The organism is Streptomyces tamarix, from assembly GCF_032423885.1.
GTDB lineage: Bacteria > Actinomycetota > Actinomycetes > Streptomycetales > Streptomycetaceae > Streptomyces > Streptomyces tamarix.
The window spans coordinates 397751-411235 of sequence record NZ_JAWCTQ010000001.1 but is presented as its reverse complement, the minus strand read 5'-3'; the positions used below and the strand labels follow the sequence as shown (position 1 = coordinate 411235).

Genomic DNA, 13485 nt, shown 5'->3' with positions numbered 1-13485 from the left:
GGGGGCCGGCGGCGGCGCGGATCACGCCGCCGCTGATCGTCGCAGGCGGCGCGTCGCGGGCCGGATCAGCAGGGACAGCAGCACGGCGCTGACGGCGACCGCCCCGAGGAGCGTGCCCAGCGCGAAGCCGGGACCGAGCGCGGCGTGCGTGACGAGCGCGCCGAACAGCGCGCCGAGCGCGCCGGTCGCCAGCACCGTACGACGTGGCGGAAGCCGGTCGGCCAGCCGGCGGAGGGTGGCCCAGGCCAGGGCGAGTCCGAGCAGGACGGAGCCGAGAGCTTCCCAGAACACAGCATCACCTCGCGGGTCGGCGGGGCGGGCAGAGCGGTCGTACCCGGTCCTACCCGACCCGTCCGGAAGACAACCCTCCCACGCGGGAGGGACGCCTCCCGGAAGAGGACACGCGCGTCGCGCGAAAGAGAAGCGCGAAAGAGAAGACGTACGACAAGAGGCCCGGCGGGGGACGACGCCCCCGCCGGGCCTCCGTGCCGCTGTGCTACGCGGTCACAGCGGGCCGAAGCCGACCCGGCGCACCGACGGCTCGCCGATCTCCACGTAGGCGAGCCGGTCCGCCGGGATGAGCACCTTGCGGCCCTTCTCGTCCGTCAGGCTGAGCAGCTGCGCCTTGCCGGACAGCGCCTCGGCCACCGCGCGCTCGACCTCCTCGGCGGACTGCCCGCTCTCCAGAACGATCTCCCGGGGCGCGTGCTGCACGCCGATCTTGACCTCCACGGCTATGTCCCTCCGAACGGTCAGCGTTGCGCGATCACCGCGCCGTACGCTGCACACATTAGCCCGGAGAGACGACGCGCCACGGCCCGGCGCCGCACGCCAGGAGCGAACAGCACCCGCGCCACCGCCCGGTGCCGCTCGGAGTCAGTGCCCTTCCGCCCCGTGCAGCGGGAACCCGGCGATGCCCCGCCACGCCAGCGACGTCAACAGCTGCACGGCCTTGTGGCGCGGGACCGGGGAGTCGCTCGCCAGCCAGTGCCGCGCCACGACCTGGGAGACGCCGCCGAGACCCACGGCGAGCAGCATCGACTCGTCCTTCGACAGCCCCGTGTCCTCGGCGATCACGTCGGAGATCGCCTCGGCGCACTGCAGGGAGACCCGCTCGACGCGCTCGCGCACCGCGGGCTCGTTCGTCAGGTCCGACTCGAACACCAGCCGGAACGCGCCCCCTTCGTCCTCCACGTACGCGAAGTAGGCGTCCATGGTGGCGGCCACGCGCTGCTTGTTGTCCGACGTGGAGGCCAGCGCCGTGCGGACGGAGTGGAGCAGCGACTCGCAGTGCTGGTCGAGCAGCGCCAGGTACAGCTCCAGCTTGCCGGGGAAGTGCTGGTAGAGGACCGGCTTGCTGACCCCCGCCCGCTCGGCGATGTCGTCCATCGCCGCCGCGTGGTACCCCTGGGCGACGAAGACCTGCTGGGCCGCGCCCAGCAGCTGGTTGCGTCGGGCTCGGCGCGGCAGGCGTGTGCCCCTCGGGCGCGCCGCCTCTGTCTGCTCGATGGCTGTCACGCCGCCTCCCAAAATCGATCCAAGTGCGCTGTGCGCCGCGCCCGCCATCGTACTTTCGGGTAACCCGGCGGTGCGCGGTGCGAGCGCAGAATTTCACGTACCGGACGCCGGCGGTAGCCGGAACTTCAAAAGTGAACGACCCGGTCTCCGGAAAACCTCCTCAACCTGCGCGAACAGCGGCGGACCACCCCGTCTCACTCGCCGTCGCGGTAGTCGTCCTCGTCCAGCGCGACCACCCGGGTCTGCTCCACCGCGTCCGCCTCGTTCGCCGCGCCCGGGTCGACGCGCGACAGCGGGTCGTCCGACTGCTGCCGGAGATCGGCGTGCTGCTCGGCGGCGTCCGCCTCCGGGGTCTCCTCGTCCAGCGCGGCGGTACCGACCGCGCCGTTCTCCCGGGCCAGCTCCGCCAGCGTCTCGGGATCCGTGGGGTCGACGGTCATGAGCTCCCCTTTCTCACGGGCTTCTGCCCTCGCTACGAGCCTAGAAGGTCCCCCACATCGGCGCTATGCGATCTGTGATGCCGAACACACCGTTCCAGGTGTGATCGTCTCGTAACATTGCCGCATGTCTTCGACCGAGCTGCCCGCGTCCCCCGCCGCGGCCGCGGCGGCGCCCCGCGTGCACGCCGTACGGGTCGCGGAAGGCGAGCGCCTGCGCTCCGCGGAACTGCCCGGCCTGACGCTGAACGTGCGCTACCGCCCCTCCGCCGCGTCCGGCAGGGCGCCCGCGCTGTACGTGCACGGCCTCGGTGGCTCCTCGCAGAACTGGTCGGCGCTGATGCCGCTGCTCGAGGACGTCCTGGACGGCGAGGCCGTCGACCTGCCCGGTTTCGGCGACTCCCCGCCGCCCGACGACGGCAACTACTCGGTGACGGGCCACGCCCGCGCCGTCATCCGCCTCCTGGACGCCGAGACCCGCGGCCCCGTCCACCTCATCGGCAACTCCCTGGGCGGAGCCGTCGCCACGCGGGTCGCGGCCGTCCGCCCCGACCTGGTCCGCACGCTGACGCTCGTCTCGCCCGCGCTGCCCGAGCTGCGCGCCCAGCGCACCGCGTGGCCCACGGCACTGCTCGCCGTCCCGGGCGTGGCGCGGCTGTTCGCCCGCCTGACCAGGAACTGGACGGCCGAGCAGCGCGTACGGGGCGTGCTCGCCCTCTGCTACGGCGACCCCGGCAGGGTCACGGACGAGGGAATGCGGGCCGCGGTCGAGGAGATGGAGCGGCGCCTGCGCCTCCCGTACTTCTGGGACGCGATGGCCCGCTCGGCGCGCGGCATCGTCGACGCCTACACGCTGGGCGGCCAGCACAACCTGTGGCGGCAGGCGGAGCGGGTCCTCGCGCCGACGCTCCTCGTGTACGGCGGGCGGGACCAACTCGTGTCGTACCGTATGGCGCAGAGGGCCGCCGCGGCCTTCCGGGACGCGCGGCTGCTCACGCTTCCGGAGGCGGGGCACGTGGCGATGATGGAATATCCCGAGGCGGTGGCCCGGGCGGTGCGCGAGCTGATCGCCGACCGGGGCGGCGACGGCCCCGGCGACGGCGCGAGGAGCTGATACGGGGCGTGGGACGACATAGCCGCAAAGGCCCCGCCCCCACCGACCAGGGGGCGGACGACAGGACCACCACCGCCGCCGCGTCCGGCGGCGGCCGCCGCCGCAGGGCGGCACCGGAGGCGCCGCCGCGGCAGGCCGCCCCCCGCGTTCCGCAGGCGGCCCCCGCGACCCCGCCCCACCAGGCACAGCAATCTCCCCAGGCACAGCAGGAGCCTCGGGCCCCTCGCCTCCAGTGGACCCCGCACGTCCCGCAGGCCCCGGCCCCGCAGCAGTACGGGTACGGCTACGGCTTCGGCACCCCGTCGCACGGCACCCCCGCCCCCGACGTGCGCGGCGGACACCCCGAGCAGCACGAGGCGGGCGGCGCCTGGGGCACCGCCCCGTACACGGCCGCCGCGCCGCCCCCGCCCCCCGCGCCCCGGTCGCGCGTCGCCCAGGGGCCGCCGCGCATGCCGGGGCCGCGCCGGGAGTTCGTCGAGGCGTTCGACGCTCCGGCGGCGCAGGCCGCCCAGGACGCCCGGGGCGGTGCCGTCGGCACGGCCGGCGACCACCCCGCCGGGACGGCCGGACCGCAGGACTCCCCGGCCGACGACGGCGCGGGCGCCCGGGCGGCGGGGCCGGGCGGCTCCGGCGCGCACGACGACCGGCCGGACGACGCGCGGGGCGACGGCGCGCCGCGGGACGACGACCGCGACGAGGAGCGGGACGGCGACCGCGACGGCGCGCGGGACGACGGCCGGGCCGGCAAGGGGCGTACGTTCACCGGGATCGCCGCGGCCGCCGTCGTCACCGTCCTCGCGGTGGTCGTCGCCGGCCAGGTCGGCGACGCGCGGCAGCGGAGCGGGGCGGACCGGGCCGCCGACGCGTCCGACCGGGATACGGCCGCCGACGCCGCCTCCCGGTTCGAGCGGCGGGCCGCCCCCCAGACGGTCCCCCCGCGGCCCGTGGCGCCGACGTACGAGGAGCTGATGGCCCGGCAGTTCCCGTTCGACCCCGAGATGAAGGGGTCCGGCGACTTCGAGGCCGTCCCCGGAGTGGACGAGGCGCCCGGCAAGGGGCGGAAGATCCGGTACCGCGTCGACGTGGAGAAGGGGCTGGGGCTCGACGGCAGGCTGTTCGCCCAAGCCGTGCAGAAGACCCTCAACGACGACCGTAGCTGGGCGCACGGCGGTGCCATGACGTTCGAACGGATCTCCACGGGCCAGCCCGACTTCGTCGTCACGCTGGCCAGCCCGGGGACGACCGGCGTCTGGTGCGCCAAGTCCGGGCTGGACACGACCGTCGACAACGTCTCCTGCGACTCCGCCGCCACCGACCGCGTGATGATCAACGCCTACCGGTGGGCGCAGGGCGCCGAGACCTTCGGCCCCAAGGCGATGTTCGCCTACCGGCAGATGCTCATCAACCACGAGGTCGGCCACCGCCTCGGGCACAACCACCGCACCTGCCAGACGCCCGGCGCGCTGGCGCCCGTGATGCAGCAGCAGACGAAGTCCCTGGAGATCGACGGCATCAAATGCCGCCCCAACCCCTGGGTGTACCCGGGTGACTGACCCCCCGCCACCTGGCCGAAGCCTGACAGAGGGTGACCGCTAGTCACTGTAGCGCAACAGAACGCTACCGGTGTGCGAAAGTCACGTGCATTCACCCCTTCCGGTGGCGCGACGGACAACCGTCCGCCGCGCCACCCGTCCCTCCGCTTACGGTCGTCCCGCCGCGAGTCGCCGGACCAACGGCGGCCGGACACAAGCGAGATCGGGGGTGTACTCGTGCGGATCGGACTGCTCACGGAGGGTGAGCGCCCGTACGCCTCGGGTGAGTCCAGACTCTGGTGCGACCGGCTTGTGCGCGGGCTCTCCCAGCACGAGTCCGGCCTCTACGCGCCGGACCGCGGAACGGGCCGGGAGGACACCGACCGGGTTCCGCCGCGTGTGCGCCGGGCGCGCACCGCGCCCGCGTGGACCGCCCCGGACGGCACCCGCGTCGGCCGTACGCCGGGACCACGGAGACACGGGCGGCGCGACCGCCACCGCTTCACCGGGCACTTCGAGCGGCTCGCCACCGCCCTGTGCCGCACCGGTCCGGCCGGCGACGCCGCCTTCGCGGACGGCCTCTACGGCCTCGCGGAGCTCGCCGCCGAGCGGGGCGGCCTGGGCGGAGCCCTGCGCCCGGAGGCCGCGGCGCGCGTCCTGGAGGCCGCCTGCCGCGCCCCCGGCGCACACCGGAGCGCGCACGGCGCGACCGTCCCCGACCCCCTGGCGCTCACCGACCGGCTGGAGCGCCTCCTGCTGCCGCTGTCGCTCGACCGGTACGGCGCGGACGTGCTCGGCGCGGCCGACCTGTGCCATGCCGCGTCGGGCGGCGCGGCGGCGCTGCCCGACCTGCTGGCCAAACGCTTCTTCGGCACTCCGCTGCCGGTCACCGAGTACGGCGTGCGGCTGCGCGCGCACCACCCGGCGGCCGGCGGCACGGCCCTCGGCACGCCCGCACGTTCCCTGCTCGCCGCGTTCCACCGGAGGCCGGCCGCCGAGGTCTACCGGCAGGCCGCCGTCGTCGCGCCCGGCACCGCGCACGCGCGCCGCCGACAGGAGCGATGCGGTGCCGACCGGGACAAGCTGCGCACCGTGTACCCCGGCACGGAAGCGGAACGGTTCGCCTCCGTGAGGGAGGGCTCCGACCCGGGCGATCCGCGCACGCTCGCGCGGGTCGGCGGCGTCGGGCCCGCCAAGGACCTCGTCGGGCTGCCGCACGCCTTCGCGGAGGTGCGGCGGGTGGAACCCGGCGCCCGGCTGCGGATCATCGCCGCGCCCGTACGGGACCGCCGGGCGGCCCCGTGCCTCGCGCACTGCGGGGCGCTCGCCGCGACGGCGGCGGTGAGCGGGGGCGGCTGTGCCTGAGCGCCCCGAACCCCCGGCGGGAACCGCCCGTGCCGGGACCGGGCACCGCAGGCCCGCCGATCCCGTCGAGGCGTTCCTGCACCGGTACCGGGAGCTGTGCGAGCGGGCCGTCGACCCCCTGGAGATCGCCGCCGGACCGGCGGCGCGCGGGGTCACGGACCGGGCCGCCGCCCGGTTCCGGCACCGCGACGCGTTCTCCCTCGCCGAGGAGCTCTACGCGCGCGTGCCCCGCGGCGAGGAGCGCGGCCCGCGCCCCGCCGCCCCCGCACCCCGCGGGGGTGCGCCGGACCGCCGGAGCCGGTGGCGGAGGAACGGCTGGGTGCTCGCCGCGCTGCTCCCCGGCGCAGCCTGCGGCCTCGCGCTCGCCGCGCACGCCCACGCCTCCGGGCCGCCGCTCCCCGCCGCCACGGGCGCCGCCGGGCTCGCGGCCGCCCTCGTCCTCGCCGTACGGCGCGGGCCCCTGCGCGCCCCCGGCCGCGCACCGCTCACCGCGTGCGCCGCGACCGCCCTGCTCCTCCTGTGCGCCGCGTACGGCGACGGCCTCCTCGGCCACCTGGTCCACGGCGGCCCCGACGGGCCCCGGCCGCCCGCGACCGCCCCGCTCCTGGCCCTCGCCCTCGCGGTGGTGCCGGCCGCCGGGTGCGCCCGGCTGTCCGCCGTACGGGCCCGGCGCCTGCACGCGGGCAGCCGGAACCCGGGCGACTTCACCGCCCGGGCCCGGCCCCTGTTCCTCGCCGTCGCCGCCCTGTACGCGGCGGCCCTCACCGGGCTGCTCGCCGGGACCGGCACGGCGCCCGGGACACCGCCCGGCGCCCTCGTCCCGGCCGCCGCGCTCGGCACGCTGCTGTTCCTCGCCCGGCTGCTCGCCGTGCACGGCCTTCCCCACGCGGGTTCCGCCGCGCTCGCCGCCACCGCGGCGGAGGTCCCGGCCCGCCTCACCGTCCTCGTCGGACGGCTGCCCGGCCACGGCCTCGTGGCCGTCCCGGTACGGCGGGCCGTCAAGCCCCGGGGCACCGCGGCCGTACCGGGCCTCCTCCGCGGCACCGCCGCGCTCGCCCTGCCGGCGTACGCCGCCGTCGTGCTCGCACGCGCCTCCGCGCACGCCCGCCCCTGACCGCCCGCCCCACCACCGGCACCCCGGACCGCACAGCCCCGTACACCCCACGGACCACACAACACGCATCGACCGCACAGAGCACATAGACCGCACGACCTCAGAGCCCCGACCGTCCCGCAGACCCCATGAGTCCCGGAAGCGCCAGGCGCGTCACCGGGTCCCGCGGATCCGCGCAACACCGAGGAGACACACGACATGATCCCCCCCACCCCGACCACGGCCGCACAGCGCGAAGGGGGCGCGCGATGAGGGTGCTGCTGCTCGGCGCCACGGGATTCATCGGCCGCTTCGTCGCCGACCGGCTGCTCGCCGACCCGGCGGTGCACCTCACGGCCCTGGGCCGCCGCGACGACTCCGACGTGCGCTTCGACCTCGCCAACGGCAGTCCGGGGGCGCTCACCCGGTTCCTGGACGCCGTCCACCCCGGTGTCGTCATCAACTGCGCCGGGGCCACCCGCGGCGGCGCCCGCGAGCTGACCCGGCACAACACCGTCGCCGTCGCCACCGTCTGCGAGGCGCTGCGCCGCAGCCGCTGCGGCGCCCGCATGGTCCAGGTCGGCTGCGCGTCCGAGTACGGGCCGTCACAGCCCGGCTCCTCGACCGCCGAGGACGCCGTGCCCCGCCCCGGCGGGCCGTACGGGGTGTCGAAGCTCGCGGCGACCGAACTGGTCCTCGGCTCCGGGCTGGACGCCGTCGTCCTGCGGGTGTTCTCGCCGGTCGGCCCCGGCACCCCGGCCGGCTCGCCCCTCGGCCGGCTCGCGGAGACCATGCGCCGCGCCATGCAGTCCGGCGACGCGGAGCTGAAGCTCGGCGGCCTCGGTGCGCAGCGCGACTTCGTCGACGTACGGGACGTGGCGCGCGCCGTGCACGCCGCCTCCCTGTCGGCGGCGCAGGGCGTGGTCAACATCGGCACCGGCCGCGCCGTACGGCTCCGCGACGCCGCGTCCCTCCTCGCGCGCGTCGCCGGCTACACGGGGTCCCTCCACGAACTGGACGGCCCGCCCGCGCGGCCCGTCATCGGCGCCCAGCGCTCCGAGTCGCCCTCCGACCACCTGCCCCCGGTCACCGCCCACCCCTACCCGGACGGCTGCGGGGCCTGGCAGCAGGCCGACGTGCGCACCGCCCGCGACCGGCTCGGCTGGCGGCCCCGCATCAACCTGGAGGAGTCCCTCGCGGACATCTGGATGGAGGCGGCGTGCCGCATCTGACCGGCACCGGCACCGGCCTGCCGGCGACCGGTGCCGACCGGCTCGGCTTCGGCGTCCCCGGCTACGCCCACCCGCTCCTCGCCCCCGTGGAGTGGGCCGAACTGACCCGGCCGGGCGTGCCCGTGCACTGGGCCGTCCTCAACGTCGCGGACGGCCCCGGCGCCTGGCCCGACCCGCACTGCCTGGAAGCGGCAACCCGGCTCCGGAACGCCGGCGTCCGGGTCCTCGGCCACCTCGGCCTCGGCGGGGGCGACCGCCCGTTCGGCGACACCGTCTCCGAGGCCCACCGCCACCTCGACTGGTACCGCGTCGACGGCTACTTCCTGGCCCGCTGTCCCACACAGCGGCAGGACCTGCCCGAGGTGCGCCGGCTCACCGCCACCCTGAAGGCCCTCCTCGACCGGGTGGACGGCGGGCACCTGGTCCTCGGCCACGGCGGCCCTCCGCACCCCGGCTACGCGGACACCGCCGACCAGTTGGTCACCTTCTCCGGGTCCTGGGCCGAGTACCGCTGGTCCCAGGCGGCGGAGTGGACCGCCGACCACCCGCCGGAGCGCTTCGTCCACTTCGTCCACGGCGTGCCGCGCGCCCATCTCGGCGAGGCCGTGCGGATCGCGCGGTGGCAGGGGGCGGGGACGGTCTTCTTCACCGACCGCACCGGACAAACCGGCCCATTCGCGGCCCTGCCCGGCTACTGGGACGAAATCGTCTCGCAGATCGGACCAGGTGTCTCGGAATGAGAAGGGCCGTGGCAGTGTTACGGAACATGTAGTCCCCGCCCGCGCGGGGGTAGTCCCGTACTGACATACGACCAACGGAGTCCCCGTGTCGCTGCCACCCCTGGTCGAGCCGGCTGCCGAGCTCACCGTAGACGAGGTCCGCAGGTACTCCCGCCATCTGATCATCCCGGACGTCGGGATGGACGGACAGAAGCGGCTGAAGAACGCCAAGGTGCTGTGCGTGGGCGCCGGCGGACTCGGCTCCCCGGCCCTGATGTACCTGGCCGCCGCGGGCGTGGGCACGCTCGGCATCGTGGAGTTCGACGAGGTCGACGAGTCGAACCTGCAGCGCCAGATCATCCACAGCCAGGCCGACATCGGCCGCTCCAAGGCGGAGTCCGCCCGCGACTCCGTCAAGGGCATCAACCCGTATGTGAACGTGATCCTTCACGAGGAGCGGCTCGAGGCCGACAACGTGATGGACATCTTCAGCCAGTACGACCTGATCGTCGACGGCACGGACAACTTCGCCACGCGCTACCTGGTCAACGACGCGTGCGTGCTGCTGAACAAGCCGTACGTCTGGGGCTCCATCTACCGGTTCGACGGCCAGGCGTCGGTCTTCTGGTCCGAGTACGGGCCCTGCTACCGCTGCCTCTACCCCGAGCCCCCGCCGCCGGGCATGGTCCCGTCCTGCGCCGAGGGCGGCGTCCTGGGCGTGCTCTGCGCGTCCATCGGCTCCATCCAGGTCACCGAGGCGATCAAGGTCCTGGCCGGCGTGGGCGACCCGCTGGTCGGCCGGCTGATGATCTACGACGCCCTGGAGATGCAGTACCGGCAGGTCAAGGTCCGCAAGGACCCGAACTGCGCCGTCTGCGGCGAGAACCCCACCGTCACCGAGCTCATCGACTACGAGGCCTTCTGCGGCGTCGTGTCGGAGGAGGCCCAGGAGGCGGCGGCCGGCTCCACGATCACTCCCAAGCAGCTCAAGGAGTGGATCGACGACGGCGAGAACATCGACATCATCGACGTCCGCGAGGTCAACGAGTACGAGATCGTCTCGATCCCCGGCGCCCGGCTGATCCCCAAGAACGAGTTCCTGATGGGCAACGCCCTCCAGGACCTCCCGCAGGACAAGAAGATCGTCTTGCATTGCAAGACGGGTGTCCGCAGTGCGGAAGTCCTGGCGGTCCTGAAGTCCGCGGGCTTCGCCGACGCCGTCCACGTCGGCGGCGGCGTCATCGGCTGGGTCAACCAGATCGAGCCCCACAAGCCGGTCTACTGACCACCCCTCCCGCCGACCGGCGGGACTGAAGAAGCCCACGGCTCCGACCAGTTCGGATGCCGTGGGCTTCTGCCGTTGTCGGTCGACTTCGGGTGGCCTCGGACGGCCCGGGGACGGCCCGGCTTGGCAGCCGGGCTTGGTCGGACCTGGGTGAGGACGCCTTGCGCGCGCTCTGCGGCTTCATCCAGGAGGGCCGTCCGCAGCCCGATGACGTCGACGCGGAGGCCATCGCCCTGTACGGATTCCACGTGCGAGACCCACACGGGCCTGATCCTGCCGAGCAGGAAGTCGTGCTACGGAGGGCGGCTGAAGCGATGCCGCCGCCGCGCGTTTACACGCTGGGGCCTGATAGCTCGTCGATCGAGCGCGACGGCCTGTAGCCGAGGTCGGCCACAACTGACCACGGGCGGCCGCGTCCTGCGGCCGCCCTATCGATCAGCGTCCTGACCTGCTGCTGAGCTGTCGGCACCTGTCGACATTGGTCACCATTGAGCGCCCTTCCACAGCCCGAGGGCGACCGGGAGGGTGCTCGTGCGTGAGCACCGCTTGAGGAGTTCGATCAGCGGTCAGTAAGCCCGTGGCACCCCCAGGACGGGACGCCCCGCGAGTGGCCGCCCCTCACATCGACGCTCGGCGCTCGAACCCCTTGACCTCAAGCAAAGTTGAGAATCCAGCATGGTTCACATGGACACCAGGAACACGGACATCAAGGCCATCGAAGAGATCGTGGCCACCGTCGAGCGGACGCAGCGCGCCAAAGACGCCGAGGGCTTCCTCGCCCTCTTCCGCTCCGATGCCATCTGGACGACCGCTCATGGCAAGGTCCTCATCGGCCTCGACGCCATCGGTGAGTTCACCCGCGCCGTACTGCCGAACTCCGACTGGGACGGTGATGTCACCTACGAGGTAGTGCACATCCAGTTCCTGCGGCCCGATGTGGCCGCGGTCAAGATCCGGCAGGTCTACCACTCGGCAGACGGCGACACGGAGGGCGCTCCGCTCTACATCGTGACCAAGCAGAGTGACGGCACCTGGCTGCTGCACGTCGGCCAGAACACCGAGGTCCGAGCTGGCTGAGAGCCTGACGGTTGTGCTCCGCAGGGATCGTGGGGGTGTCGTGGCAGTGCCCGTCGCAGTCTCAGTTCCGCAGGGCTGCGCGGCTTCTCCCGTCCGACTGCCTGAAGCCGGATGCCTGCCTCGACCCACCACTGTACGAACGACCTGGTCGCCCTGGGCCGCGCCCGCTCGGCTCTGTACCAGCTCCCGGCGATGTAGGGAGGAGTGGTCGGCTGTGCGGAGCTGGGGCTCCTTCAAGGTGATCAGCTCATCGGAACGCTGCTGTTGGAAGAGGTCGGCATGTTCTGGACGGACCGCCGTTTCGCGCCCGGCCCGGGACGGGCCGCGCTTCGCCCTCCCTTCGACACCTCGTGCGACGCCTGGGAGCGAGGGGACGCGGAAACGGCTCCGGCTGCGGACGGGTCTACTGACCGCGTCGCCCCTCCGGGCTCGGGGGCCGGGCCGTGGGGTCCGGCCCCCTTCCCGCTTCCCGTGGCGGTGGGTCGCGGAGGTGGTGTCCGGGGCGTGCCGGGAGCGGGGCGCTACGAGCAGGTCGTGCCGTCCTTCGGGACCCTGGCCCGCAGCAGGTAGTCGTCGACCGTCCGCGTCACGCACGCCGACGAGCCGTACGCGCCGTGTCCCTCGCCCTTGTTGGTGATCAGCACGCCGACGCCCTCGCCCAGGCCATCCGCCATCTTCCGCGCGCCCTCGTACGGCGTCGCCGGGTCGCCCGTCGTGCCCACCACCAGGATCGGCCCCGCACCCGGCGCGGACACGTCCTGGGTCGTCGACTCGCCCTTCACCGGCCAGTTCGCGCACCAGCCCGCCGTGTCCCACGCGAGGAACTCCCCGAACACGGGGGATATGCGCCGGAACTCGGGCAGCAGCGCCTTCGCCTCGGCGGCCGTGGGCCGCTGGTCGCTGTCGGCGCAGGAGATCGCCCGCTGTGCGTGGCTGTCCGTGCCGTAGTGGCCGCTCGCGTCACGGTCGTTGTACATGTCGGCGAGCCGCAGCAGCGCGTCGCCCCGGCCGTCCTCCGCCTCCCGCAGCGCCTCCGTCAGCAGCGGCCAACTGCTCTTCGAGTACAGCGGGAGCACGATGCCGGTGAGCGCCAGGCCCTCCGTCAGCTTCCGGCCGCCGGTCGCCTCCAGGGGCTGCCCGTCGAGCCGTGCCAGCAGCCGGGCCACCCGGGCCGTGCCCGCCTTCGCGTCCTCGCCCGTGGACGCGAAGTAGTTGTCCAGCGCCCGCTGGAAGCCCGTCGTCTGGTGCCGCGCGTGGCCCTTGCTGTCGGCGGTCGGGTCGACCACCGCGTCCAGCACCGTCCGGCCCGTGCGCCCCGGGAACAGGTGCGCGTACGCCGCGCCCAGCTGCGTGCCGTACGAGATGCCGAAGTAGTTCAGCTCGGCGTCGCCCAGGACGTGGCGGATCACGTCCATGTCGCGGGCCGTGTTGCTGGTGGTGACGTGGGCGATCAGCTTGCCGGAGCGGCGGGCGCAGCCGGCCCCGAAGTCGGAGCCGTCCTTCAGGTAGGCGGCCTCCTCGGCCGGCGTGTCCGGCGTCGGGTCGATCCGTGCCTCGGCACTCGCCTGCTCCTGGTCCGACCGGCACACGACCGCCGAACTGCCGCCCACCCCGCGCGGGTCGAAACCGACCAGGTCGTAGCGGGCGTTCAGCCCGTCGTACTCCGGCGCGAAACCCGGCAGCATCTCCACGCCCGACGCGCCGGGGCCGCCGAAGTTGAACAGCAGGGAGCCGATCCGGCCCTTCCTGTCGCGGGCCTCCTTGCGGATCAGCGCCACCGGCAGCGTCTCGCCGTCCGGCTCCCGGTAGTCCAGCGGCACCCTCACCGTCGCGCACCGCCAGGCCGCCCCCGGCTTCTCGCCGCCCTCGGGCGCCCCGCACGGCTCCCACCGCGGCTTCTGGCCGGTCAGCGCGGCCGGCAGCCCCGGCATGTCCGGCGTGCTCCCCGGCCGGCCCGGCGCGCCGCTCGCCGTGCTCCCCGCCGACGGTCCGCCGCCCCCGCCGGCCGCCCCGCCGTCCTGGCAGCCCGTGACCACCCCGGCCGCCAGGGCCGTCAGGACCGCCACCGCCACGGCCCGCACCCGCTTGGACATGCACTCCCCCAGAACTCCCC

14 protein-coding genes are annotated in these 13485 nt (G+C 74.4%); 9 read left to right on the top strand and 5 right to left on the bottom strand.

Features of this window, described 5'->3' with window-relative positions; translation table 11 throughout:
• Positions 1–21: 21 nt before the first annotated feature.
• From RND61_RS01805 to RND61_RS01790, 4 genes are all read right to left on the bottom strand, one after another.
• On the bottom strand, positions 22–291 hold the full coding sequence (locus RND61_RS01805) for a hypothetical protein (protein WP_315875817.1): 270 nt from the start codon (positions 289–291) through the stop codon (positions 22–24).
• Positions 292–504: 213 nt separating this feature from the next.
• A complete protein-coding gene (locus RND61_RS01800) occupies positions 505–732 on the bottom strand; it encodes a DUF3107 domain-containing protein (protein ID WP_315875816.1) in 228 nt (75 codons plus the stop codon).
• Between the two features lie 144 nt (positions 733–876).
• A complete protein-coding gene (locus RND61_RS01795) occupies positions 877–1518 on the bottom strand; it encodes a TetR/AcrR family transcriptional regulator (protein ID WP_315875815.1) in 642 nt (213 codons plus the stop codon).
• A gap of 194 nt (positions 1519–1712) precedes the next feature.
• The gene (locus tag RND61_RS01790; RefSeq protein ID WP_315875814.1) at positions 1713–1958 is read right to left on the bottom strand and encodes a hypothetical protein; all 246 of its coding nucleotides are present in this window, start codon (positions 1956–1958) and stop codon (positions 1713–1715) included.
• 124 nt (positions 1959–2082) lie between these two features.
• Here RND61_RS01790 and RND61_RS01785 point away from each other — a divergent pair, with 124 nt between their 5' ends.
• The 9 genes from RND61_RS01785 to RND61_RS01750 all read left to right on the top strand — a co-directional run bounded on the left by RND61_RS01785 (position 2083) and on the right by RND61_RS01750 (position 11372).
• Entirely contained in the window at positions 2083–3069 is a 987-nt protein-coding gene (locus RND61_RS01785; protein ID WP_315875813.1) for an alpha/beta fold hydrolase, read from the top strand.
• 8 nt (positions 3070–3077) lie between these two features.
• Entirely contained in the window at positions 3078–4622 is a 1545-nt protein-coding gene (locus tag RND61_RS01780; protein WP_315875812.1) for a DUF3152 domain-containing protein, read from the top strand.
• A 216-nt stretch (positions 4623–4838) separates the two neighbouring features.
• A complete protein-coding gene (locus RND61_RS01775) occupies positions 4839–5966 on the top strand; it encodes a DUF3492 domain-containing protein (RefSeq protein ID WP_391652664.1) in 1128 nt (375 codons plus the stop codon).
• Positions 5959–7080 (top strand): hypothetical protein, encoded by a 1122-nt coding sequence (locus tag RND61_RS01770; protein WP_315875811.1) that lies wholly within the window; start codon positions 5959–5961, stop codon positions 7078–7080. Before RND61_RS01775 ends, RND61_RS01770 begins: the two co-directional genes overlap by 8 nt.
• Before the next feature lie 248 nt (positions 7081–7328).
• Positions 7329–8291 (top strand): NAD-dependent epimerase/dehydratase family protein, encoded by a 963-nt coding sequence (locus RND61_RS01765; protein WP_315875810.1) that lies wholly within the window; start codon positions 7329–7331, stop codon positions 8289–8291.
• A complete protein-coding gene (locus tag RND61_RS01760; protein WP_315875809.1) occupies positions 8279–9031 on the top strand; it encodes a spherulation-specific family 4 protein in 753 nt (250 codons plus the stop codon). Before RND61_RS01765 ends, RND61_RS01760 begins: the two co-directional genes overlap by 13 nt.
• An 85-nt stretch (positions 9032–9116) precedes the next feature.
• Entirely contained in the window at positions 9117–10295 is a 1179-nt protein-coding gene (moeZ, locus tag RND61_RS01755; RefSeq protein WP_315875808.1) for an adenylyltransferase/sulfurtransferase MoeZ, read from the top strand.
• Positions 10296–10351: 56 nt separating this feature from the next.
• Positions 10352–10675, top strand: a complete 324-nt coding sequence (locus RND61_RS32585; protein WP_391652661.1) for a DUF6928 family protein — start codon at positions 10352–10354, stop codon at positions 10673–10675.
• Between the two features lie 295 nt (positions 10676–10970).
• On the top strand, positions 10971–11372 hold the full coding sequence (locus RND61_RS01750) for an SgcJ/EcaC family oxidoreductase (RefSeq protein ID WP_315875806.1): 402 nt from the start codon (positions 10971–10973) through the stop codon (positions 11370–11372).
• Between the two features lie 521 nt (positions 11373–11893).
• On the opposite strand, the gene RND61_RS01745 is transcribed toward RND61_RS01750, so the two are convergent.
• Positions 11894–13465, bottom strand: a complete 1572-nt coding sequence (locus tag RND61_RS01745) for an alpha/beta hydrolase (RefSeq protein ID WP_315875805.1) — start codon at positions 13463–13465, stop codon at positions 11894–11896.
• Positions 13466–13485: the final 20 nt, after the last annotated feature.

Coding starts and splice junctions, on each gene's coding strand:
- RND61_RS01745 (WP_315875805.1), bottom strand. CDS start 13,465: ATGTCCAAGCGGGTGCGGGCCGTGGCGGTGGCGGTCCTGACGGCCCTG.
- RND61_RS01790 (WP_315875814.1), bottom strand. CDS start 1,958: ATGACCGTCGACCCCACGGATCCCGAGACGCTGGCGGAGCTGGCCCGG.
- RND61_RS01750 (WP_315875806.1), top strand. CDS start 10,971: ATGGTTCACATGGACACCAGGAACACGGACATCAAGGCCATCGAAGAG.
- RND61_RS01785 (WP_315875813.1), top strand. CDS start 2,083: ATGTCTTCGACCGAGCTGCCCGCGTCCCCCGCCGCGGCCGCGGCGGCG.
- RND61_RS01765 (WP_315875810.1), top strand. CDS start 7,329: ATGAGGGTGCTGCTGCTCGGCGCCACGGGATTCATCGGCCGCTTCGTC.
- RND61_RS32585 (WP_391652661.1), top strand. CDS start 10,352: ATGCCGTGGGCTTCTGCCGTTGTCGGTCGACTTCGGGTGGCCTCGGAC.